The sequence below is a fragment of the Curtobacterium sp. MMLR14_002 genome, from assembly GCF_001864975.1.
GTDB classification, from domain to species: Bacteria; Actinomycetota; Actinomycetes; order Actinomycetales; family Microbacteriaceae; genus Curtobacterium; species Curtobacterium flaccumfaciens.
In genome coordinates this window covers 82772-105314 of record NZ_MJGT01000116.1, presented here as the reverse complement: position 1 = coordinate 105314, position 22543 = coordinate 82772, and the positions used below count along the sequence as shown (strand labels likewise).

Genomic DNA, 22543 nt, shown 5'->3' with positions numbered 1-22543 from the left:
CACGAGAACGCGGGCGAGGGATGCTCCCCCGCCCGCGTTCATCGGGTCAGGACTGGGTCTTGACCTTGATCGAGCCGTCAATGATGCCGGCCTTCACGTCGTCGAGCTCGCCCTGCAGGCCCTTGTCGACCTTGGACTCGAAGTCGTGGAACGGCGCGATGCCGACGCCGTCGTTCTCGAGGGTGCCCACGTACGGGTCCTTCGAGAACTTGTCGTCAGCCGCCTGCTCGACGACGTCCTTCACGGCCGGGCGCATGCCCTTCTCGACCGAGGTGAAGGCGATGTCCTTGTAGCGGGGGTCGGCCTCGTAGAGGTCGCTGTCCGCACCGATCAGGACGGAGCCGTTGTCGGCGTCCTTGATGGCCTCGGCAGCGGACTGGTAGATCGGGCCACCGACGGGGAGGATCACGTCGGCGTCCTGGTCGAGGAGCGTCTGCGCGACCGACTTGGCCTGCGTGCCGGCCTCGAAGCCACCGGTGAAGGAGCCCTTGCCGGTGTCGACGTTCCAGCCGACGACCTTGACGTCCTTGTCCTTCTGCTCGTTGTAGTACTTCACGCCGTCCGCGAAGCCGTCCATGAAGATGGTGACGGTCGGGATCTGCATGCCGCCGAAGGTGCCGACGACGCCGGTCTTCGAGTAGGACGCCGCCGCGTAGCCGGCGAGGAACGCCGCCTGCGAGGTGTCGAACGTGATCGGCTTGACGTTCTTCGCGTCGATCGAGTTGTCGTCGATGATCGCGAAGTCGGTGTCGGGGTTCGCAGCGGCCTGCTTCTTCGTGGCGTCGGCCAGGTTGAAGCCGACGGTCACGACGAGGTTGCAGTTCTGGCCGATGAGCTGCTCGATGTTCGAGTCGTAGACGGTGGCGTCCTTCGACTCGGCCTCCTTGTAGGTGGCACCGAGGTCCTTGGCGGCGTCCTTCATGCCCTCGTAGCCGAGCTGGTTGAACGACTTGTCGTCGAACCCACCGGCGTCGGAGACCATGCAGGGGCGGAAGTCGGTCTTCTTCGCCGAGTCGGTGGTGGACGGCGCCGAGGCGCAGCCGGCCAGGACGGCGACGGTGCCGGCGAGCGCGAGGCCGCTGAGGACGACCTGTCGGGTACGAGATGTCACGGGTTGGTTCCTCCGGGGAGCGTGCCCGGACCACGTGCGTTCCGGGCGATCGTGGCGACAGTACACGACCGTCGGGCCGGTACAGGACCCGTTGCGGGGGTCCTGCGGATCGGTTACGGGATCGCGACCCCGCCGAAACGCGCCCGTAACGCGGGGCCACTCACTCACCCCCAGTTCGAGGGGTTTGTCGATGGAGCGCTACAGGACGTCGCCGCGGCCGCTGATCTTCAGGGCATCCACGACGCCCTTCACCCGCTGTGCGTTCGCGCTCGTGGTGACGAGCAGCGCGTCCGGGGTGTCCACGACGACGATGTCCTCGACGCCGATGAGCGAGATGAGCCGCTGGCTGTGCGAGATCACGATGCCGCTCGACGAGTCCGCCAGGATGCGGGCACCGTCCCCGAGCACCGCGAGGTTGTTCGGCCGGCCGCCGGACTGCAGCTTGGCGAGCGAGGCGAAGTCGCCCACGTCGTCCCAGTCGAAGTCACCGGGGACGACCGCCATGCGTCCGGCAGCGGCGGCGGGCTCGGCGACCGTGTAGTCGATCGCGATCTTCTCGAGCATCGGCCAGACGGCATCGACGACGGCGCCGCGCGCCGAGGTGTCCCAGGCGTCGGCGAGTTCGTTGATGCCCGCGAGCAGTTCGGGCTTCGTCCGGCCGATCTCGGCGAGCAGCACGTCGGCGCGGGCGATGAACATGCCGGCGTTCCAGAGGTAGTTGCCCTGCTCGACGTACGAGCGGGCGGTGTCGAGGTCCGGCTTCTCGACGAATGACTTCACCGCGTGTGCGGTCGGAGCACCCTCGATGTCGAGCCCGGCGGTGTCGGCGTTGATGTAGCCGAAGCCGATCGCGGGTTCCGTCGGGGTGATGCCGATGGTGGTGACGTAGCCGGCACGGGCGACGGCGACGGCCTCGCGCACCGAACGGCGGAAACCGCGGGCGTCACCGATGACGTGGTCGGCGGCGAACGAGCCGATGACGACGTCGGGCTCGCGGCGCACCAGGATCGCCGCGGCCAGGCCGATGGCCGCCGTGGAGTCCTTCGGTTCGCTCTCGAGCACCACGTTGTGGTCCTCGACGCCGGGCAGCTGCGACTCCACCGCGACCCGGTGCGCACGGCCGGTGACGACCATGATCCGCTGGTCGCCGGCGAGCGGCGCCAGGCGGTCCCACGTCTGCCGCAGCAGCGAGGTGCCGGAACCCGTCAGGTCGTGCAGGAACTTGGGTGCGTCCGCGCGCGACAACGGCCACAGGCGCGATCCGATGCCCCCTGCGGGGATGATCGCGTAGAAGTCTTCGAGAGCGTCAGCCACGCGCTCACCGTACCGGTCCCACCGGGCGGATCCTGGGTGGTCTCCGCACGATTCCCGCATGCGGGCTCCCGCAGCGTCGGCCGTCGCGTTGTTCACCCGGCGCGCGCGTCCCGTTCACGTCGTCGGCCCCGCCGGGTCACGTCACGCCCGGAGCATGGGCAGCACCATGAGCGCACGCAGCGTGGAGCGCGGCACGTCCCCCCGGACCGTCGCCGTCGTGACCGAGAGCTTCCTGCCCACCCTCAACGGCGTGACCACCAGTGTCCTGGCGGTCCTCGACCACCTGGAACGACGGGGTCACCGCGCGGTCGTGATCGCCCCGGACACCCCCGGCCTGGCGCAGTTCCGGTCGCGCAGCGCCGTCGAGCGCTACCGCTCCTTCGACGTCCACCGCATCCCCGCCGTCGCCTACCGCCAGTTCCCGGTGGCACTCCCCCACCCGGTGCTCGACACGATCCTCGCCGCCTCCGGCGCCGACGTGCTCCACGCCGCCAGTCCGTTCCTGCTGGGTGGGCGCGCGATCACGGCAGCCGGGAGGCTCGGCATCCCCTCCGTCGCCGTCTTCCAGACCGACGTGGCCGGGTTCGCCCGCCGCAACGGCCTGACCGCGACCGTCCCGTTGGTCCGGAAGATCCTCGGACGCATCCACGCCGGCGCCTCGCTGACGCTCGCCCCGTCGAGCGCGACGGCCGCGATGCTCGCCGAAGAGGGCGTGCCCCGCGTCGCCCGCTGGGGTCGCGGCGTCGACACCGAGCTGTTCCACCCCGCACGCCGGTCGACCGGGCACGTGCGGGCACTCCGACGCCGCCTGGCCCCGAACGGCGAGACCATCGTCGGGTACGTCGGACGCCTGGCCCCGGAGAAGGAGGTCGAGCGGCTCGCCGAACTCGGCGGCGTCCCCGGCATCCGGGTCGTCGTGGCCGGAGGGGGTCCGTCGCGGGCGATGCTCGAACGGCGGCTCCGGCACCTCGACGTCACCTTCACCGGCCCCCTGCGCGGCGACGCACTCGCCGACGCGTACGCGTCGCTCGACCTGTTCGTGCACACCGGTCCGGCCGAGACCTTCGGGCAGACCCTGCAGGAGGCCCACGCTTCCGGCCTGCCCGTGATCGCGCCGGCGTCCGGCGGCCCGCTCGACCTGGTCGCCCCGGGGCTCGACGGCGAGCTCTACGACGCCGGTGCCCCGCAGGCCCTGCGGCACGCGGTCCTGCGACTGCACCACGACCGTGCGCTCGCGGAGCGGATGGGTTCCGCCGGTCGGCTCCGGGTCGAGGGGACCACCTGGGAGGCCGTCGGCGACCAGCTCCTCGACCACCACGACACGGCCCGCACCATCGGCGCGCCGCCCGTCGGACGGGGCCTCCGGGCAGGTCGGGACGAGAAGGTCAGCGCCCGCGCATAGGATGGGTCGTGTTCCACACGAACACGAACGGCAAGGGCTCGCCGATCGGGCGAGCCCGTCCTATGGAAGGACGAGCTCATGGCTGAGCACACCAGCGGGGGTACGGCGACCGCGGTGCCCGACGTCTCGATCGAAGCCCCACGGGCTTCTCGGACGCCACAGGGCACGCTCTACCGCGGTTCGATCGGGATGTGGTCGTGGGTCCTCCACCGCATCACCGGTGTCGCGATCTACTTCTTCCTGCTCGTGCACATCCTCGACACGGCGCTCGTGCGGCTCTCCCCAGAGGCGTACAACGCGGTCATCGGCACGTACAAGACCCCGATCATGAACCTCGGCGAGATCGCGCTCGTCATGGCCATCGTGTTCCACGCCTTCAACGGCCTGCGGATCATCCTGATCGACTTCTGGTCGAAGGGCCCGAAGTACCAGCGGGCCATGTTCTGGATCGTCATGGTCCTGTGGGCGGTGGCGATCGCGGGCTTCCTGCCCCGCCAGCTCATGAACCTCGTCGCGGACTTCAACTGAGGGGCACGAACATGACCACGCAGATCGTCGAACCTCCCCGCTCGGCCGCGGCCGCCCGCAGCACCACCAACTGGGAGAAGTGGGGCTGGATCTACATGCGCGCCTCGGGCGTGCTGCTCGTCGTGCTGATCTTCGGCCACCTCTTCGTCAACATGGTGGCCGGCGAGGGCGTCAAGCAGATCGACTTCGCCTTCGTCGCCGGCAAGTGGGCCAACCCCTTCTGGAAGGTCTGGGACTCGCTCATGCTGGTCCTCGCGCTCATCCACGGCTCGAACGGCATGCGCACGATCGTCAACGACTACGTGTCGAAGCCGGGCATCCGCAAGACGCTCCTCGTCGCGATCCTGGCCGCCTGCGTCGTGCTGATCGTCCTCGGGCTCCTCGTCTGCTGGACCTTCGACCCGTGCCCCGCCGGCGCCGCTGCCGCCGACCTGCCGTCCTTCTGCCCGGCGCAGTAGCACCACCACCGTTGCTGCCCGCGTTCCCACCGTCTACGGAAAGACCCCTGTGACCGAGACCACCGTCCACCACCACCAGTTCGACATCGTCATCATCGGTGCCGGAGGCGCGGGCATGCGAGCCGCGATCGAAGCCGGCCCGAAGGCGAAGACGGCCGTCATCTCGAAGCTCTACCCCACCCGGTCGCACACCGGTGCGGCGCAGGGCGGGATGGCCGCGGCCCTCGCGAACGTCGAAGAGGACTCGTGGGAGTGGCACACCTTCGACACGATCAAGGGCGGCGACTACCTGGTCGACCAGGACGCCGCCGAGATCCTGGCGAAAGAGGCGATCGACGCCGTCATCGACCTCGAGAACATGGGCCTGCCGTTCAACCGCACGCCCGAGGGCAAGATCGACCAGCGTCGTTTCGGTGGGCACACCCGCGACCACGGCAAGTCCCCGGTCCGCCGGGCCTGCTACGCAGCAGACCGCACCGGGCACATGATCCTGCAGACGCTGTTCCAGAACTGCGTGAAGCTCGGCGTCGAGTTCTACAACGAGTTCTACGCGCTCGACCTCATCATGGTCGACGTCGTCGGTGACGATGGTGTCACCCGCCAGCAGCCGGCCGGCGTCGTCGCGTTCGAGCTCGCGACCGGTGAGCTGCACGTCTTCCACGCCAAGGCGATGATCTTCGCGACCGGCGGCTTCGGCAAGATGTACAAAACCACCTCGAACGCGCACACCCTGACCGGCGACGGCGTCGGCATCGTCTGGCGCAAGGGCCTGCCGCTCGAGGACATGGAGTTCTTCCAGTTCCACCCGACCGGGCTCGCCGGGCTCGGCATCCTGCTGACCGAGGGTGCCCGCGGCGAGGGCGCGATCCTCCGGAACGCCTCGGGTGAGCGCTTCATGGAGCGGTACGCCCCCACCATCAAGGACCTCGCACCGCGTGACATCGTCGCGCGATGCATGGTGCAGGAAGTGGCCGAGGGCCGGGGTGCCGGACCGAACAAGGACTACGTGCTGCTCGACTGCACGCACCTGGGCGCCGAGGTCCTCGAGACGAAGCTGCCGGACATCACCGAGTTCGCCCGCACGTACCTCGGCGTCGACCCCGTCGTCGAGCCGGTGCCCGTCATGCCGACCGCGCACTACGCGATGGGCGGGATCCCGACGAACGTCAAGGCCGAGGTCCTGTACGACAACACCACCGTCGTCCCCGGCCTGTACGCCGCCGGCGAGTGCGCCTGCGTCTCCGTGCACGGCTCCAACCGACTCGGCACCAACTCGCTGCTCGACATCAACGTCTTCGGCAAGCGCTCGGGCAACAACGCCGCCGAGTGGGTCCAGACCGCCGAGTTCCTCCCCCTGCCGGAAGACCCGGCGGCCGGCGTCCGCGGCATGCTCGACCAGCTCCGTGCCTCGACCGGCACCGAGCGCGTCTCCGCCCTCCGCAAGGAACTACAGGAGGAGATGGACAAGAACGCCCAGGTGTTCCGCACGGACGAGTCGCTCGCCCGCGTCACCGAGACGCTGCACACGCTCCGCAACCGCTTCATGCAGGTCTCCGTGCAGGACAAGGGCAAGCGGTTCAACACCGACCTGCTCGAGGCCGTCGAGCTCGGGTTCCTGCTCGACCTGGCCGAGGTCGTCGTCTACTCCGCGCGCAACCGCAAGGAGAGCCGCGGCGGCCACATGCGCGACGACTACCCGAAGCGCGATGACGAGAACTACATGCAGCACACCATGGCGTACCTGACGGGCGACCCGCACTCGTCACTCGCCGACGACCACATCACGCTCGACTGGAAGCCCGTCGTCATCACGCGGTACCAGCCGATGGAGAGGAAGTACTGAGATGACCGACACCCTGGTCTCCGAGGCACCCCGCACCGACACCGTGCAGGACGCCCCTCCCGGATCCTTCTCCGTCACGGTCATCGTCCGTCGCTTCGACCCCGACGTCGACGACGAGCCGCGCTGGCAGGACTTCGACGTCATGATGCTGCCGACCGACCGCATCCTCGACGCCCTGCACAAGATCAAGTGGGAGCAGGACGGGTCCCTGACCTTCCGCCGCTCGTGCGCACACGGCGTCTGCGGGTCCGACGCCATGCGCATCAACGGTCGCAACCGCCTGGCGTGCAAGACCCTGATCAAGGACCTCGACGTCTCGAAGCCGATCTACGTCGAGGCGATCAAGGGTCTGCCGCTCGAGAAGGACCTCGTCGTCGACATGGAGCCCTTCTTCCAGAGCTACCGCGAGGTGCAGCCGTTCCTGCAGTCCTCGTCAGCCCCGACGCCCGGCAAGGAGCGTGTGCAGTCCGTCGCCGACCGCGCCCGCTTCGACGACACCACGAAGTGCATCCTCTGCGCCGCGTGCACGTCGTCCTGCCCGGTGTTCTGGACCGACGGGCAGTACTTCGGCCCCGCGGCGATCGTGAACGCACACCGGTTCATCTTCGACTCCCGCGACGACGCCGCGAACGTCCGTCTCGACATCCTCAACGACAAGGAAGGCGTCTGGCGCTGCCGCACGACCTTCAACTGCACCGACGCGTGCCCCCGCGGCATCCAGGTGACGAAGGCGATCTCCGAGGTCAAGCAGGCGATCATGCGCGGCCGGGCGTAGTCCCGGCTCCGTCCAAGGCCCAGCACCACGTCGACCGATAGGCTCCCGACCATGACGTTCGCGGACACCCGCCCCATCCTCGACCAGCTCGGCTACACGACCCGGTACGTGCAGCTCCCCGGCGAGACCCTGCACGAACCGCCGGTCGAGGGGGCGCTCCGCATCGTCCAGACCGACGCCTCCGGCTACGCGCTCGAGGTCGTCGACTACGGAACGGCTCGTCGTCTCGCGCAGGCCACGGGTGAGGACGACGCGGTCGAGATGCTGCGCCGCTTCCTGAACCGTCCGTTCCCGGAACCGCGTGACATCCCCCGCCACGAGCTCGAGGGGCTCCGCGACCGTGCGGCGTCGACCTACCCGCAGCTCGCGCAGCAGGTCGCGCAGGCCGGCGAGCAGGGGCTGACCATCCAGATCCCGGCCGGTGTCCCCGTCGACCGCATCGGTGGCCCGGACGGCTACCTGCTGCACCCGCTCGACACCCCGCTGCCCAGCCGGTCGCTGCCCCCGCACGTGACCTCGTCGCCGGAGACCCACCGGTACGTCGTCGATCGGCCGTTCCTGGTGAACGTCCGCTTCGTCCAGCCCTGGTTCGAGCAGCCGGGCGGCGCCCTGCGCTTCCAGATCGCCGACCCGTCGGCCACCGTCCGTGACCTGGTGGTCGACGGCGCGCTCGTCCGCCTCCGGGTCGTCTGAACCCACCGACACACGAACAGCCCGCCCCGCGCTCGATGCGTGGGGCGGGCTGTTCTCGTTCGTGGAGCTACCGGAGGTCGGGGCGGTCGTACCGCGCACCGGCCGGGTTCGACGGCAGGCAGCCGAACACGATGGCTGCGGGGCTCGCGATGAGCGACACGAGCCAGAGCGGGCCCGGCAGGTTCGCGTCGTGAAGCCGGCGCCACGCGAGTGCCAGATTCGGCACGAGGGTGGCGAGCCACCACAGTCCGAAGAGCCCGAGCAGCACGAAGGCGAACGGCGAAGGCGCCCCCGACACGTCGCGCGAGTACCCGTAGTCGTCCACGACGGTGGTGGTCGGGCTGGTGGCGATCAGCAGGGCGATGAAGCCCCCGTAGAGCACGATCGTGACGATGGCGTTGGCCAGGAACCAGTACCAGTACTCACTGCGACCGGCACGGCCGTCGAAGCGGGCGTACTTCCTGAAGAACCGGAGGAACGCGTCGAGGAACCCGATGCCGTACCAGGGGGCCCACAGCGGTGGGACGCCGTCCGGGCCGACCGGTATCGGCTCCGCCAGCTGCGGGTACCCACCGACGTACGGCTGGGCGTACTGCTGGTAGGGCTGCTGCCCGTAGCCGGGCTGCTGCCCGTACCCCGGCTGCTGCCCGTACCCGGGTTGCTGTCCGTACCCGGGCTGCTGTCCGTACCCAGGCTGCTGCCCGTAGCCGGGCTGTTGTCCGTAGCCAGGCTGCTGCCCGTGCCCGGGCTGCGCGCCGGCCCCCGGCTGTCCCTGCTGCTGATCGCCGCCGGGCTGGCCCCACTGGGGCGTCCCGTCGTTGCTCATCGGCTCGAGACGGGGCGGTCGTACCGCGCGCCCTGCGGGTTCGAGGGCAGCAGGCCGAAGACGATGCCGACGATGCCGACGAAGAGCGCGATGATCCACAGCGCACCGGGGAGGTTCGCGTCGTGCAGTCGGCGCCAGCCGAGGGCGAGCGTCGGGATGATGATCGCGAGTCCCCAGAGCAGGAACAGGATGCCCGAGATGACGAAGAGCGCGGACGGCTCGGTGACGGTGGACTGGACGCTGGTCGACGTCGAGGACGACATCGACACGGTCGAGCGCTCGGAGGTCGCGAAACCGATGGCGTACAGGATGCCGAGGACGATGCCGACGATCGCGTTGGCGAGGTACCACCACCAGAACTCGCTCCGGCTGGCACGACCGCTGAACGTGGCGTACTTCTTGAAGAAGCGGCCGACGGCCTTGCCGAACGAGATCCCGTACCACGGCGCCCAGAGCGGCGGTTCACCGTTCGGTCCGGTCGGCGGCTGCTGGCCGTACTGCGGTGCGCCGCCGTACTGCGGTGCGCCACCGAACTGAGCGTTCGGCTGGTTGTTCGGATCCTGCGGGTACTGGTCGCTCACGTGGTCCCCCTCGAGTGTTGGCTGATGGTCGCGTCTGAGTCAACCAGAACTCCTGAGCGGCGGTCAGGACCGGTACCGCGCGTCACCCCTGCAGCGGACGGTCGTACTGCTGCCCCTGCGGGTTCGACGACATCAGGCCGATGATCAACGAGAACAGGATGCCGATCGGCGGGATGATGAACAACAGGGCGAGCAAGCCACTGAGGTTGACGTCGTGCAGCCGGCGCACGGTCAACGCGATGAAGCCGAGCGCGCAGGCCAGGCTCCAGAGACTGCCGAGGCCGTCCGAGCCGTCGTCGACGAACGGCAGCACGTCGAATCCGCTCCCGATGATGCCGGCGGCAGCCGAACCGATCAGGTACCAGAGCGCCCAGAACCAGTACTCCGACTGACTGGCCCGACCGTCGAAACGCACGTACTTCTTCCAGAAGCGCAAGAACGCCTGGGGGAAGGGGATGCCGTACCAGGGTGCCCAGAGCGGCGGCTCGGACCTCCCACCACTCGGCCGACCCGGACCGGGCTGCCCGTACTGCCCCGGAGACTGCTGCCCCCACGGCTGCTGGCCGTACGGGCCCTGCTGCTGGCCGTACGGGTCACGGGGCGGGTACTGGTCGCTCATCGTTCGGTTCCTTCCGGCGCGGCTGTCGGTCCACACAGAGTGTGGCACTCCCCCGAGCCGGCGAGCGTCATCCGCACGGACGACACCTGACCCGACCGAGGACCTGCCCCGACGATGCTGTCAGGGCAGGAGCGCGAGCTTGCCCCCGGGGTGCCCGGACTCCAGCAGCTCCGCCGCCGTCTTCGCCTCCGCCAGCGGGAAGGTCCGCGCCACCGGGACCTCGAGCTGTCCGGCACCGGCGAGGTCGATGAGCCGCTGCCGCACCGAGTCCCGGAACGCCTTGCTGGCCGGCTGCGCGCCCCCCACCGCGGCGATGCCGTCCGACGCGGCCCGCGCCTGCGCGGCGATCGTCACGATCCGTGACCGGTCCGCGACCAACGCGAGCGAGACGTCGACGGCCTCGTCGGTTCCGACGCAGTCCAGTGCCACGTCGATGCCGGAGGGTGCGAGATCACGGACACCCGCCTCCAGGCCGTCGCCGTACGCGACCCACTCGCCACCGAAGCGTCGCACGACGTCCGCACCACGCTCCGACGCGGTGCCGATGACGCGGGTGCCGAGCAGCCGCAGCTGCTGGAGCAGGCTGACGCCGACCGCGCCCGAGGCGCCGTGCACCAGGACGGTGTCGCGCCCCTCGGCGCGGGTGACGCGGAGCATGTCGGCGGCGGTCGAGCCGGCGAGGAGCAGGTTGGCGGCCTCCGGGAAGCCGAGCGAAGCGGGCTTCGCGAAGACGTCGGCCGCAGGCACCGTGACCGACTCGGCCCAGCCGCCGCTCACGCGGAAGGCGAGGACCTCGTCGCCGACCGCTCCCCCGCCGGACGCGATCTCGGTGTCGGGGCCGACGGCGGACAGGACGCCGGCGACCTCGTAGCCGACGGCGATGGGCAGGTCCGCGGGGTCGCCCTGGCGGGTGTGCTTGGTGTCTGCGGGGTTCATGCCGGCGGCGCGGACGGTGATGGTGACCTCGCCGGGGCCGGGGACCGGCACCTCCGCCTCGACGTACTCCAGGACTTCGCTGCCGCCGAACCATGGAGCTACCCAGTGCTTCGTCATGCGGGCGACGGTACGCGTCGCGACCCCGGAACGGACGGGAGGCCCGTCACCAGCTGGTGACGGGCCTCCCGTCCGTCCGTGCGGACGTCGTCAAGCCGCCCTTGCGGACGTCATCAGGCGCGCGCGGACCGGATCCGCTCGGTGAACGCGGCGTGCAGCGGGTGCTCCGCGGTGAGACCGGTGATCTGCGTGGCCACGTCCGCGTCGGACACGTCCGATGCCAACAGCGCCTGCAGCTCGACGCTCTGCTCGTCGTCCGTGACGTCGAAGCGGAGCGCCGCGGCCATCGCGTCGAGGAGCGCGGTGGGCTCGGTACCGTCCTCGGCCAGCGCGGCGGCGGGCGAGACGAACCGCTCGTCGCGCGACAGCTTGCGGAGCGGCTGGCGGCCGACGCGGGTCACCGTGTCGGGCAGGTGCGGGTTCTCGAACCGGCCGATGATCGCCTGCACGTACGCGCGGTGCACCTCGGGGTCGAGCTCGTGCCGGCGGATGAGCAGGTCGCTCGTCTCGGCGAGCACGGACTCGAGCTCGGAGCGCACGGCGGGGATCGCGATGGCGTCGGAGATCTTGTCGGCCCCCGCGACGAAGCCGTGGTACGCGACGGTGGCGTGCCCGGTGTTCACCGTGAAGAGCTTGCGCTCGATCGACGCGGCGAGGCCGCCCACGTAGTGCGCGCCGGGGATCTCCGGCTCGTTCCCGCCGAACGGCGTGCGGTCGATGGCCCACTCGAAGTAGGTCTCTACGGTCACGTCGAGTCCGCCGCCCTCGGGCTGCGCGGGCACGATGCGGTCGACGGCGGTGTTCGCGAAGACGGCCTTGGCCAGGGCGGCGTCGCGGCCGTCCTCGGGCAGGGCGGCGACGATGAACTCGCGCAGGCGGTCCGTGGCGTTGAGGGCGTTCTCGCACGCCATGACGGCGATCGGTGCGGCGTCCGCGTCGCGGGCGACGAGCGCGCGGGCGATGACCGGGGCGATGAACTTCAGGACGTTCGGGCCGACGGCGCACGTGACGATCGCGGCCTTCGCGATCTCGGCGACCACGCCGTCCTCGTCCTGTGCGCTGTTCAGCGCGCGGAAGTTCGTGACCTCGTGGTCCTGGGCGCCTGCCCCGACCTCGTGCACGGTGTACGAGTCGGCTGCGGCCAGGGCGTCGATGAGCGGTGCGGCGACGTCGGCGAAGACGACCTCGTACCCGGCCTCGTGGAGCAGGAGCCCGACGAACCCACGGCCGATGTTGCCGGCGCCGAAGTGGACGGCGGTGCTGGTGCTCACTCGTTGACCTCGCCGAGGATCGACAGGATCGCGGCGGTGTCGGCGGCCTCGGTGAGCTTCTGGACCTCGTCCTCGTCGGAGAACACGATCGCGATCTTCGACAGGATGTCGAGGTGCTCGTTGTTCACGCCGGCGATGCCGACGACGAAGCGCACGGGGTTGCCGTCCCAGTCGATCGGGCTGGCGTAGCGGATGAACGACAGGGCGGACGACTTGATGGCGTCCTTCGCGTCGTTGGTGCCGTGCGGGATGGCGAGGAAGTTGCCCATGTAGGTGGACACGCTCTTCTCACGCTCGAGCATGGCCGGGTAGTAGTCGGCCGTGACCGCGCCCGCAGCCTCGAGGATCTCGGCCGCCTCCTTCATCGCTTCCGACTTGGTCGGCGCGGTGTCCTCGGTGTGGATGCGGATCTGGCTCTCCTGCAGGACGGGCATCGGGGGTTCTCCTTGTGTTGAGGACGAGATGGAGGGGACGGGTCAGCCCCGTCCCCTCCGATACTGCACTTCGTTACTGGTTGTGGCGTTACTGGTTCTTCAGCTGCTCGACGACCTGGTCGTACTGCGGAGCGTTCATGAAGTTGCCGACCGACACGTGCTGCGCGTTCGGGTTCTTCTGCTTCGCGCGGTCCGTCAGTTCTTCCTGCGTGATGATCAGGTCCTCGTCACCGGACAGGTTCGCGATCGCCTTGTTGGAGACCGTGACCCCTTCGATGCCCGCCTTCTTGATCTTGTTGCGCAGGACGCTGGCACCCATCGCACTCGAGCCCATGCCGGCGTCGCAGGCGAAGACCAGGTTCTGGACCTTCGTCGCCGTCGCCGTGCTCGCCGAGCCGACGCCGCCGAGGGAGGCCTCGGCCTCTTCCTCGTTGGCCGGGGAGTTGTTGCCGAGCAGGCCGGCGGTCGCCGAGTTGACGTCGCGGCCCTTGTTCGCCTGGAGCTTCGCCATGGCGGCGCTCATGTCACCGCCACCGTTCGCCAGGTCGCGCTTGCGGCTGGCGAGGAGGAAGAAGGACGAGACCGCGAACGACACCGCGGCGGACAGGATGACCGACAGGATCACGCCGAGGAAGCTGTTGCGCTCCGTGGCACCGAGCACCGCGAAGATCGAGCCGGGCGACGCCGGGGCGACGAGGCCGGACTGGAACGCGACGTTCGTGGCGACACCCGTGGCACCACCGAGGATGACGGCGATGAACAGGATCGGCTTCTGCAGCACGTACGGGAAGTAGATCTCGTGGATGCCACCGAAGAACTGGATGATGATCGCGCCGGGAGCGGTCGAGCGGGCGATGCCGACACCGAAGAAGGTGAAGGCGAGCAGCAGACCGAGGCCGGGGCCGGGGTTCGCCTCGAGCAGGAACAGGATCGACTTGCCCGACTCGGCGACCTGCGCCGCACCGAGCTGGTCGAGCACACCGTGGTTGATGGCGTTGTTCAGGAAGAAGACCTTCGCCGGCTCGATGATGACGCTGGCGAGCGGCAGGAGCGAGTGCTGCACGAGGAAGTCCACCGCGGAGCCGAGGCCCTCGGCGATGAGCTTGAACAGCGGCGCGAGCCAGAAGAACCCGATCATCGCGAGGACGAAGCCCAGGATCCCGGCTGCGTAGTTGTTGACGAGCATCTCGAAGCCGGGCTTGATCTTGCCGTCCCAGATCCGGTCGATCTGCTTGATCAGGTAGGCACCGAGCGGGCCACAGATCATCGCGCCGAGGATCATCGTGGTGCCGGAGGCACCGATGATCACACCCATGGTCATGATCGACCCGACGACGGCACCGCGGGTGTCGTAGATCATCCGGCCGCCCTGGATGGCGATCGCGAGCGGGATCAGGTAGGTCAGGATCGGACCGACGAGGCCGGGGTTGGCGACGCCGGCCGTCTCACCGAACCCACCGAGCACGCCGACGGGCGTCCACCCGGTCTCGATGAAGAAGGCCGTGATGATGCCCCACGCGATGAAGATCGCGATGTTGGGCATGACCATGCCGGAGAGGAACGTGCCGAACTTCTGAACGGCGACGCGTGCGCCGCCCCGCGACTTCGCGGGTGCGTCGGGCGCTGCAACGGACGACGTTGTCATGTGCGGTGACTTTCTGTGTGGTGGAGCTGCTGCGTGGTGCTGGGAGGGGTGGTGCTGGGGGTGGTGGGTCAGGCGGCGTGCACCGCGGACGCGGCAGCGGACTTCGCGGCCGCCGCCGTGCTCGCGGCGAGTGCCGCCGTCGCCATCTCGCGGGCCTGTTCGAGCGTGTAGCGACCGAGTTCGGCGCGCACGTCGGCCAGGGCCGCGGGGGTCATGGAGAGGGTCGTGGCGCCGAGACCGACCAGGACGACGGCGAGCAGCGGGTCGGCTGCTGCCTCACCGCAGATCCCGACGGCCTTGCCGGCGGTGGCGCCCGCGGAGCCGAGCTGCGCGACGAGGCGCAGGACGGCGGGGTGCCACGGGTCCTGGTACGACGCGACGGTGCCGAGCATGCGGTCGGCGGCCATCGTGTACTGGGTCAGGTCGTTCGTGCCGATCGACACGAAGTCGGCGTTCTGGAACACCTGCTCGGCCATCAGCGCGAGCGACGGCACCTCGGCCATGACACCCGCGGTGCGGATGCCGAGTTCACGGGCCAGGGTGACGAAGTACTCGGTCTCCTCGGCGTCGGCGACCATCGGGGCCATGACCCACAGGTCGGCCTCGGTCGCGGCGTCGGCCTGGGCGAGCGCGGTGAGCTGGTCGCGCAGGACCTCGGGGTGGTTCCGCAGGGCACGCAGGCCGCGGCGCCCGAGGGCCGGGTTCTCCTCGTCCTTGTCGGTGAGGAACGGCAGGGGCTTGTCGGCGCCGGCGTCGAGCGCGCGCACGACGACCTTCTTGCCGGGGAACGCCGCGAGCAGCTGACGGTACGACTCGGTCTGCTCGTCGACCGTGGGGGCCTTCGGCGAGTCGAGGAAGAGGAACTCGGTGCGGAAGAGCCCCACGCCCTCCGCACCGAGAGCAACGGCGCCGGCGGCGTCGGCGGGGCTGCCGAGGTTCGCGAGCAGGGGCACGACGTGGCCGTCGGCGAGGGCACCGGCGGTGAGCGGTGCCGCTGCGGCGGCGAGACGGTCGGCGATGCGACGCTCGACGTCCGCGACGAGTGCGGCGTCGGGGTCGGTGACGACCGTGCCGGCGATGGCGTCCACGACGACGGACTGGCCGTCGGCCAGGTCGTCGGCACCGGTCACGCCGACGATGGCGGTGATGCCCTTGGCACGGGCGAGGATCGCGGTGTGCGAGGTCGGGCCACCGTCACGGGTGACGAGCGCCAGGACCTTCTCGAGGTCGAGCAGCGCGGTGTCCGCCGGGGCGAGGTCGCGGGCGACGAGGACGAAGGGGGTGTCCGACTCGGGGACGCCGGGGGCGTGCACGCCGCGGAGCTTGGCGATGATGCGCTGGGCGACGTCGTCGAGGTCGGCCGCGCGCTCCCCCATGTAGCCGCCCATGCCGACGAGCAGGTCGCGGAACTGGGCGAACGCCTCGTACACGGCACGCTCGGCGTTGGTGCCACCGTCGATGCGGGTGTGCACGTCGTCGAGGAGCGTCGGGTCCTGCGCCATGAGCGCCTGGGCCTCGAGCACGGCCTGGGCGTCGCCACCGGCGAGCTGTCCGCGCTTGTTGAGGTCGTCCGCCACGGCGGCCAGTGCGTCGTGCACGGCCTGCTTCGCGTCGTCCGCCGAGCCCACCAGGGCGTCCTTCGACGGTTCGCCGAGCGGGTCAGCCATCCGGAGCACGGGGCCGTGGGCAACGCCACGGCCGACGCCGGTGCCGAGCAGTTCGGACATTCGAGACTCCTTCATCTCACACGCGCTTGCGGTGGGGTGGATCGTTCGGTGCACACGACACGGGAACAGACCACGCCCGTGCGGCTGATCAGCACACTACCCCGCTTCGCGTTGACAAACAAACACATCCGGGGATAAAAATACAGAAACAGATGCCCGTTTGCGTCTGGCGGATCGAACGCAGGGGACGACATCCCGGATGTCGTGCCCGAGCATGTCCGTTCCGTTCCGACCCGAGACGACGAGGTCCGATGTACGCACCAGAACGCCACCAGCGCATCGTCGAGCAGGCGCGCGCGCAGGGCCGGGTGGACGTCAAGGACCTGGCCGAGTCGCTCGCCGTCACGCCCGAGACCATCCGCCGCGACCTGACGAGCCTGGAACGCCGCGGCCTCGTCCGTCGTGCGCACGGCGGTGCGATCCCCGTCGAGCGGATCACCCTGCACCCCGGCGTCGGCGACCGTGGCGGCATCAACCAGACCGAGAAGATGGTCATCGCCGAGGCCGCCCTGGCGGAACTGCCGGAGAACGGCTCGATCATGATCGACGCCGGCACCTCGACCATCTGCCTGGCCGAGCTGCTGCCGACCGACCGCGGGCTGACCGTCGTCACGCACTCGCTCCCCGTCGCCACCGCCGTCGCGAACCGCCCGGGCATCGACCTGCACCTGCTCGGCGGCAACATCCGCAGCGACTCCCTGGCCGGCGTCGGCACCTGGACGCACCAGCTCATCGGCATGGTCAGCGTCGACGTCGCCTTCATCAGCATCAACGGCATCACGCCGGAGCGCGGCCTGACGACCCACAACATGGCCGAGGCCGCCGTGAAGAGCGCGATGATCAAGTCCGCACGACGGAGCATCCTGCTCGCCGACCACACCAAGTTCGGCCGCGAGGAGTTCGGTCGCGTCGCCCCGCTCGCCGCGATCGACACGATCATCACCGACCCCGCCGTCAACCTCGACCTGGTCCGCGAGGTCGAGGCCGCCGGCACCGAGGTCTTCTGGCCCGGCCGACCCTGACCGTGCCCCGTTCCCGCCCACCCAGTGCTCGCTAGCATGAGCCAACCACCCATCGACAGGAGTACATCGATGTCCGAAGCCACCCGCACCGTGACCGTCGCCAGCGCATCCGGCCTGCACGCTCGCCCCGCATCCCTCTTCGTCCAGACCGTGACGGCGTCGGGGCACCAGGTCACGATCGCCAAGGGCGACAAGTCCGGGAACGCCGGCAGCATCCTCGCCCTGCTCGGGCTCGGCATCGAGAACGGCGACGAGGTCACCCTCACCGTCTCGGGCGACGACGCCGAGACCACCGCCGACAGCCTGGTCGAGTTCCTCAAGACGGACCACGACGCGGCCTGATCGCGCAGGTCGCGTCCTGCACGCGACCACCAGACGGACGGGAGGCATGGTGCCAGCTGGCACCGTGCCTCCCGTCCGTCGTCCGGTCGCCGCTACGGCGCGATGGGCGGGATCGCGCGCAGCTCGCCCCAGGCGAAGGAGCTCTCGGCGATGAAGTCCTGCAGGTCGTCGGCGAGGTCCTGGAGGAGTCCGGGCAGGTCGTCGACGTCCTCGACGAGGCTCCTCGTCCCCTGGGTCTCGCCCCCGATCTCCCAGACGACGCTCATCGAGCCGTCGATGACTTCGTCCTCCTCGTGGTCGAGTTCCCAGTCCCCGTGCGGGCTCACCCAGAAGCGGGCGGAGCGGAACTCGTCCGGACGGAGCATCTGCGCTGCCACGGGTCGGAACGCAGCGAGCAGCTCGCCGACGGTCATCACGACGGTCATGGGCAGATCGTACGACCGAGGGCTGTCGGCACCCGCCGATAAGGTGTTCTGCATGACACGCCTGCGCCTCGCATCCGTCAACGTGAACGGCGTCCGCGCCGCCTTCCGCAAGGGCATGGGCGACTGGCTCGCCACCCGCGACGTCGACGTGCTGGCCCTGCAGGAGGTGCGCGCGTCGAGCGACGACCTGGCGGCGCTGCTCGGCGACGAGTGGGACATCGTGCACGACCCGGCGACCGCGAAGGGCCGGGCCGGCGTCGCGATCGCATCCCGACACTCCGCCCAGATCCACCGCGTCGCGCTCGGCCCGGACGACTTCGACTCGGCCGGCCGCTGGCTCGAGGCCGACTACGAGATCGGCGGGACGACCGTCACCGTCGTCTCCACCTACGTGCACTCGGGCGAGGTCGACACCCCGAAGCAGGACGAGAAGTGGAAGTTCCTCGACGCCATGACCGAGCGGCTGCCGGCACTCCGGGCGCACAACCCGCTCGCCGTCGTCGTCGGTGACCTGAACGTCGGGCACGACGAGCGCGACATCAAGAACTGGAAGGGCAACGTCAAGCGAGCCGGCTTCCTGCCGCGCGAGCGCGCCTACTTCTCGCGGTTCTTCGGCGCCGACGGCGAACCGGTCGAGGGCGCCGACGGCTCCACGGGCCCCGGCCTCGGATGGGTCGACGTGGGTCGTGCCCAGGCCGGCGACGTCGACGGCCCGTACACGTGGTGGTCGTGGCGCGGCCAGGCCTTCGACAACGACACCGGCTGGCGCATCGACTACCAGATGGCGACGCCCGACCTGGCCGCCAAGGTCACGGAGTACACGGTCGACCGCGCCGCGGCGTACGACCAGCGATGGTCCGACCACGCCCCCGTGGTCGTCGACTACGAACTCTGACCCCTCTTCTCTCGCTTCACCTGACGCACCGGAGCACCACCATGACCAAGACCCGCATCTTCTCGGGCATCCAGCCGTCCGCCGGATCGCTGCACCTCGGCAACTACGTCGGGGCGCTCATGCAGTGGAGGACCCTGCTCGACGACTACGACGCCATCTACTGCGTTGTCGACATGCACGCCATCACCTCGCCGCAGGACCCGGCCGAGCTCCGCGCGAACACCCGGGCCACCGCTGCGCAGTACATCGCGTCGGGCATCGACCCGTCCAAGGCGACGCTGTTCGTGCAGTCGCACGTGCCCGCCCACGCCGAGCTCGCCTGGGTGCTGAACACCCTGACCGGCTTCGGCGAGGCGAGCCGGATGACCCAGTTCAAGGACAAGTCGGCACGCCAGGGCGCCGAGGCTGCGTCGGTCGGGCTCTTCACCTACCCGATCCTGATGGCCGCGGACATCCTGCTCTACGACACCAAGGTCGTGCCGGTCGGGGACGACCAGCGACAGCACGTGGAACTCACGCGCGACCTGGCCGGACGCTTCAACTCGCGGTTCGGCGACACCTTCGTCACCCCCGAGGCACGGATCCTGACCGAGACCGCGCGCATCTACGACCTGCAGGACCCGACCAGCAAGATGAGCAAGTCCGCAGCGTCGGACAACGGCCTCATCCGCCTGCTCGACGACCCGAAGCGCACCGCGAAGAAGATCAAGTCGGCCGTCACCGACGCCGAGCGGGAGATCCGGGCCGACCGCCAGGCCAAGCCCGGTGTGACGAACCTGCTGTCGATCCTGTCGGCGTTCACCGGCACCTCGATCGCCGCGCTCGAGGAGTCGTTCGCCGGCAAGGGCTACGGCGACCTGAAGGGCGAGGTCGCCGACGCCGTCGTGGCCGAGCTCGAACCGGTCCGCGCCCGCACGCTCGAACTGCTCGACGACCCGGCGGAGCTCGACCGGCTGCTCGCCGTCGGCGCCGACCGCGCCGAGTCGATCGCGCAGGAGACCCTGGCCCGCGTCTACGACCGCATCGGGTTCGTCCCGCGGTCGCGCGGCTGACCGTGCAGCCCGTCACGCTCGAGTCGGCGCGGGTCCGGCTCGACCTGCCCACCCGCGCCGACACCGCGGCGATCACCGAGGCCTGCCAGGACCCGGAGATCGTCCGGTGGACGACGGTGCCGACGCCGTACCGCGAGCAGGACGCCCGGACCTTCGTCGACGCCCTGGTCGGACCGGGATGGGCCTCGGACCGCGAGTACACGTGGGCGATCCGACCGGCCGGTTCGACGTGGCTGGCGGGCATCATCAGCTACCGCACCGCCGGCCGTGACCTCGGGTTCTGGCTCGCGCCGTCCGCGCGCGGTGCCGGACTCATGCACGACGCCGTCCGGCTCGTCGTCGACTGGGCGTTCGAGCAGGGTGCGCCGGACGTCTACTGGGAGTGCTACGAGGGCAACGCAGCGTCGGCAGCGGTCGCCCGTGCGGCCGGGTTCTCGTTCACGGGCCTCGGCGCAGCACGGGTGCCGGACCGGGACGGCGGCCCGACCGCGGCGTGGACCGCACTGCGACGCGCCGATGGCACTCCCGCCTCCGAACTCCCCTGGCCCGTCGCCTGAACGCGCTCACATCCGTGGTGACGTGTCACCCAACCGCCGCCGGTAGGCTCGGCCCGTGAGCGACACGGCACGACCCACCGAGGTCCGGGCGATGCGCCGCGGGCTCGAACTCGCGGCCCTCGGGCCCGTCGTCGGCGACCACGCCCGCGTCGGCGCCGTGATCCTCTCCCCCACCGGCGAGGTCCTCGCCGAGGGGTGGCACAAGGGCGCCGGCACCCCGCACGCCGAGGTCGACGCGATGGCCAAGGTCGACCCGGCACTGCTGCGCGGCGCGACGGCGGTCGTCACCCTCGAACCCTGCAACCACGTCGGCCGCACCGGGCCGTGCGCCGTGGCCCTGCTCGACGCCGGGATCGCCCGGGTCGTGTACGCGATCGACGACCCCGGAGCCGACGTGCACGGCGGCGCCGACCGTCTCCGTGCCGCCGGGGTCCAGGTCGTCTCCGGCGTCCTGGCCGACCAGGCCGAGGCGTTCCTCGAACGCTGGCTGCTCTCGGTCCGGCTCGGCCGACCGTGGGTCACCGTCAAGTGGGCGTCCAGCCTGGACGGGCGCGCCGCCGCTGCCGACGGCACGAGCAAGTGGATCACCGGCGCCGCCGCACGGCAGCACGTGCACGAACAGCGCGCCGCCCACGACGCGATCCTCGTCGGCACCGGCACCGTCCTGGCCGACGACCCGAGCCTGACCGCACGCGGGGACGCCGGCGAACTGCTCGCCGACCAGCCGCTCGCCGTGGTGCTCGGCGACCGCCCGGTGCCTGCCGACGCCGCCGTCCGTCGGCACCCGCGCGGGTTCGTCACCCTGCCCGGACACGACTTGGCCACCTCGCTCGGTGCACTGCGCGGGCACGGGGTGCACTCGGTGTTCGTCGAGGGTGGCCCCACGGTCGCCTCGGCGCTCATCGCCGCCGGACTCGTCGACGAGTACCTGGTGTACATCGCCCCGGTGCTGCTCGGCGGCCCCCGGGTCGCCCTCGACGACCTGGGGGTGGGAAGCATCTCCGACCGTCGGCGGTTGGACGTACTATCGACCACCAGCCTCGGCCCCGACCTGCTGGTCCGAGCCCGACCGCAGCATCCGCAGCACCAGAACCAGCACCAGCACGACCGCCAGCAGCAGCACGACGCGACACCCGGGCTCGGGAACGACGGGCCCACGAACGACCGGAGCACCCCATGACCGATGCGCTGACCTCCCCCACGCCGGGGAGCCCGGTCAAGTTCGAGGTGTCGACGAACGTGCCGACCACCCACGGCACCTTCCAGATGCGCGCCTACCGCGACCTCGTGACGAGCGCGGAGCACGTCGCGATCATCGGCACCCTGCCGGACGGCTCGATGCCCACCGACGGCGCACTCGTCCGGGTGCACTCCGAGTGCCTGACCGGTGAGGCCTTCGGCTCGCTCAAGTGCGAGTGCGGCCCCCAGCTCGACGCCGCGCTCGACACGATCGCGGCCGAGGGCGGCGTGGTCATCTACCTGCGCGGGCAGGAGGGCCGCGGCATCGGCCTCATCAACAAGCTCAAGGCCTACCGCCTGCAGGAGGACGGTCTCGACACCCTCGACGCCAACCTCGCGCTCGGCCTGCCCGCCGACTCCCGTGCCTACGGCGGCGCCGCGGGCATCCTCGCCGACCTCGGCATCACCCGGGTCCGGCTACTGTCGAACAACCCGGAGAAGCGCCGCCAGCTCGAGGAGCACGGCATCACCGTCGACTCCCTCGTGCCGCTCGTCGTCGGCATCTCGGCGCAGAACGCCGGGTACCTCGACACGAAGCGCGACCGGATGGGCCACCAGCTGCCCGAGCACCTCGAAGCGGGGGCCGGCGCGGGCGCCTGAGCGCGCAGGCGGCCGACGCTTCCGCCAGCTGACTCTGGGCTGATTCGCAGGCAGACGACATCTGTCGTATGATCGGGCTTCCGTCACAAGCGGTCCCCCTTCAGCCGAACGCACCCGATCGGTGCCCGCGC

23 protein-coding genes and 1 pseudogene are annotated in these 22543 nt (G+C 70.2%); 13 read left to right on the top strand and 11 right to left on the bottom strand.

What is annotated here, in order from left to right; genetic code table 11:
• Window positions 1-46: 46 nt before the first annotated feature.
• Together BIU91_RS17115 and BIU91_RS17110 are read right to left on the bottom strand one after the other, a co-directional pair.
• On the bottom strand, window positions 47-1111 hold the full coding sequence (locus tag BIU91_RS17115) for a BMP family ABC transporter substrate-binding protein (RefSeq protein WP_027466452.1): 1065 nt from the start codon (window positions 1109-1111) through the stop codon (window positions 47-49).
• Window positions 1112-1309: 198 nt separating this feature from the next.
• Entirely contained in the window at window positions 1310-2425 is a 1116-nt protein-coding gene (locus BIU91_RS17110) for a mannose-1-phosphate guanylyltransferase (RefSeq protein ID WP_027466449.1), read from the bottom strand.
• 166 nt (window positions 2426-2591) lie between these two features.
• Between BIU91_RS17110 and BIU91_RS17105 the strand changes: the two genes are divergently transcribed.
• The 6 genes from BIU91_RS17105 (at window position 2592) to BIU91_RS17080 (ending at window position 8124) form a co-directional block, all read left to right on the top strand.
• Window positions 2592-3827, top strand: coding sequence for a glycosyltransferase family 1 protein (locus BIU91_RS17105; protein ID WP_253183795.1), 1236 nt, complete (start codon window positions 2592-2594; stop codon window positions 3825-3827).
• 78 nt (window positions 3828-3905) lie between these two features.
• Window positions 3906-4355 carry a succinate dehydrogenase, cytochrome b556 subunit gene (gene sdhC / locus BIU91_RS17100; protein WP_084741423.1) on the top strand — a complete coding sequence of 150 codons (450 nt, stop codon included), beginning with the start codon at window positions 3906-3908 and terminating at the stop codon, window positions 4353-4355.
• A gap of 11 nt (window positions 4356-4366) precedes the next feature.
• Window positions 4367-4813, top strand: coding sequence for a succinate dehydrogenase, hydrophobic membrane anchor protein (gene sdhD / locus BIU91_RS17095; protein WP_071406401.1), 447 nt, complete (start codon window positions 4367-4369; stop codon window positions 4811-4813).
• A gap of 49 nt (window positions 4814-4862) precedes the next feature.
• Complete coding sequence (sdhA, locus tag BIU91_RS17090) at window positions 4863-6656, top strand: succinate dehydrogenase flavoprotein subunit (protein ID WP_027466445.1); 1794 nt, start codon at window positions 4863-4865, stop codon at window positions 6654-6656.
• A gap of 1 nt (window position 6657) precedes the next feature.
• Entirely contained in the window at window positions 6658-7431 is a 774-nt protein-coding gene (locus tag BIU91_RS17085; RefSeq protein ID WP_017888736.1) for a succinate dehydrogenase iron-sulfur subunit, read from the top strand.
• A 51-nt stretch (window positions 7432-7482) separates the two neighbouring features.
• Complete coding sequence (locus tag BIU91_RS17080) at window positions 7483-8124, top strand: TNT domain-containing protein (protein ID WP_071244287.1); 642 nt, start codon at window positions 7483-7485, stop codon at window positions 8122-8124.
• A gap of 67 nt (window positions 8125-8191) precedes the next feature.
• Here the strand turns inward: BIU91_RS17080 and BIU91_RS19550 are convergent, their stop codons facing one another.
• From BIU91_RS19550 to ptsP, 8 genes are all read right to left on the bottom strand, one after another.
• Complete coding sequence (locus BIU91_RS19550) at window positions 8192-8950, bottom strand: DUF805 domain-containing protein (RefSeq protein ID WP_084741421.1); 759 nt, start codon at window positions 8948-8950, stop codon at window positions 8192-8194.
• A complete protein-coding gene (locus BIU91_RS17070) occupies window positions 8947-9531 on the bottom strand; it encodes a DUF805 domain-containing protein (RefSeq protein WP_084741420.1) in 585 nt (194 codons plus the stop codon). The genes BIU91_RS19550 and BIU91_RS17070 overlap by 4 nt, the downstream gene beginning before the upstream one ends.
• 82 nt (window positions 9532-9613) lie before the next feature.
• Window positions 9614-10150 (bottom strand): DUF805 domain-containing protein, encoded by a 537-nt coding sequence (locus BIU91_RS17065; RefSeq protein ID WP_071406400.1) that lies wholly within the window; start codon window positions 10148-10150, stop codon window positions 9614-9616.
• A 120-nt stretch (window positions 10151-10270) separates the two neighbouring features.
• Window positions 10271-11203 carry an NADP-dependent oxidoreductase gene (locus tag BIU91_RS17060; RefSeq protein WP_071406399.1) on the bottom strand — a complete coding sequence of 311 codons (933 nt, stop codon included), beginning with the start codon at window positions 11201-11203 and terminating at the stop codon, window positions 10271-10273.
• A gap of 113 nt (window positions 11204-11316) precedes the next feature.
• Window positions 11317-12474, bottom strand: a complete 1158-nt coding sequence (locus BIU91_RS17055) for a mannitol-1-phosphate 5-dehydrogenase (protein ID WP_071406398.1) — start codon at window positions 12472-12474, stop codon at window positions 11317-11319.
• The gene (locus BIU91_RS17050) at window positions 12471-12908 is read right to left on the bottom strand and encodes a PTS sugar transporter subunit IIA (protein WP_071406397.1); all 438 of its coding nucleotides are present in this window, start codon (window positions 12906-12908) and stop codon (window positions 12471-12473) included. Before BIU91_RS17050 ends, BIU91_RS17055 begins: the two co-directional genes overlap by 4 nt.
• Window positions 12909-12996: 88 nt before the next feature.
• Window positions 12997-14553, bottom strand: coding sequence for a PTS mannitol transporter subunit IICB (locus BIU91_RS17045; RefSeq protein WP_071406396.1), 1557 nt, complete (start codon window positions 14551-14553; stop codon window positions 12997-12999).
• A 68-nt stretch (window positions 14554-14621) separates the two neighbouring features.
• Window positions 14622-16280, bottom strand: a complete 1659-nt coding sequence (gene ptsP / locus BIU91_RS17040) for a phosphoenolpyruvate--protein phosphotransferase (RefSeq protein ID WP_071406395.1) — start codon at window positions 16278-16280, stop codon at window positions 14622-14624.
• Window positions 16281-16531: 251 nt separating this feature from the next.
• Between ptsP and BIU91_RS17035 the strand changes: the two genes are divergently transcribed.
• Complete coding sequence (locus tag BIU91_RS17035) at window positions 16532-17302, top strand: DeoR/GlpR family DNA-binding transcription regulator (protein ID WP_071406394.1); 771 nt, start codon at window positions 16532-16534, stop codon at window positions 17300-17302.
• Window positions 17303-17371: 69 nt separating this feature from the next.
• Window positions 17372-17644, top strand: a complete 273-nt coding sequence (locus BIU91_RS17030; RefSeq protein ID WP_022905912.1) for an HPr family phosphocarrier protein — start codon at window positions 17372-17374, stop codon at window positions 17642-17644.
• 92 nt (window positions 17645-17736) lie between these two features.
• On the opposite strand, the gene BIU91_RS17025 is transcribed toward BIU91_RS17030, so the two are convergent.
• Window positions 17737-18069 (bottom strand): hypothetical protein, encoded by a 333-nt coding sequence (locus tag BIU91_RS17025; protein ID WP_071406393.1) that lies wholly within the window; start codon window positions 18067-18069, stop codon window positions 17737-17739.
• Between the two features lie 52 nt (window positions 18070-18121).
• On the opposite strand from BIU91_RS17025, the gene BIU91_RS17020 reads away from it, so the two are divergent.
• The 5 genes and pseudogenes from BIU91_RS17020 to ribA all read left to right on the top strand — a co-directional run.
• Complete coding sequence (locus BIU91_RS17020; protein ID WP_071406392.1) at window positions 18122-18964, top strand: exodeoxyribonuclease III; 843 nt, start codon at window positions 18122-18124, stop codon at window positions 18962-18964.
• Between the two features lie 41 nt (window positions 18965-19005).
• Complete coding sequence (trpS, locus tag BIU91_RS17015) at window positions 19006-20016, top strand: tryptophan--tRNA ligase (RefSeq protein WP_071406391.1); 1011 nt, start codon at window positions 19006-19008, stop codon at window positions 20014-20016.
• A 2-nt stretch (window positions 20017-20018) separates the two neighbouring features.
• Window positions 20019-20573, top strand: a complete 555-nt coding sequence (locus BIU91_RS17010) for a GNAT family N-acetyltransferase (RefSeq protein WP_071406390.1) — start codon at window positions 20019-20021, stop codon at window positions 20571-20573.
• 91 nt (window positions 20574-20664) lie between these two features.
• Window positions 20665-21753, top strand: a complete 1089-nt coding sequence (gene ribD / locus BIU91_RS17005) for a bifunctional diaminohydroxyphosphoribosylaminopyrimidine deaminase/5-amino-6-(5-phosphoribosylamino)uracil reductase RibD (protein ID WP_246551973.1) — start codon at window positions 20665-20667, stop codon at window positions 21751-21753.
• Between the two features lie 29 nt (window positions 21754-21782).
• A pseudogene (ribA, locus tag BIU91_RS17000) lies at window positions 21783-22412 on the top strand (GTP cyclohydrolase II); the annotation flags it as partial.
• Between the last annotated feature and the right edge of the window lie 131 nt (window positions 22413-22543).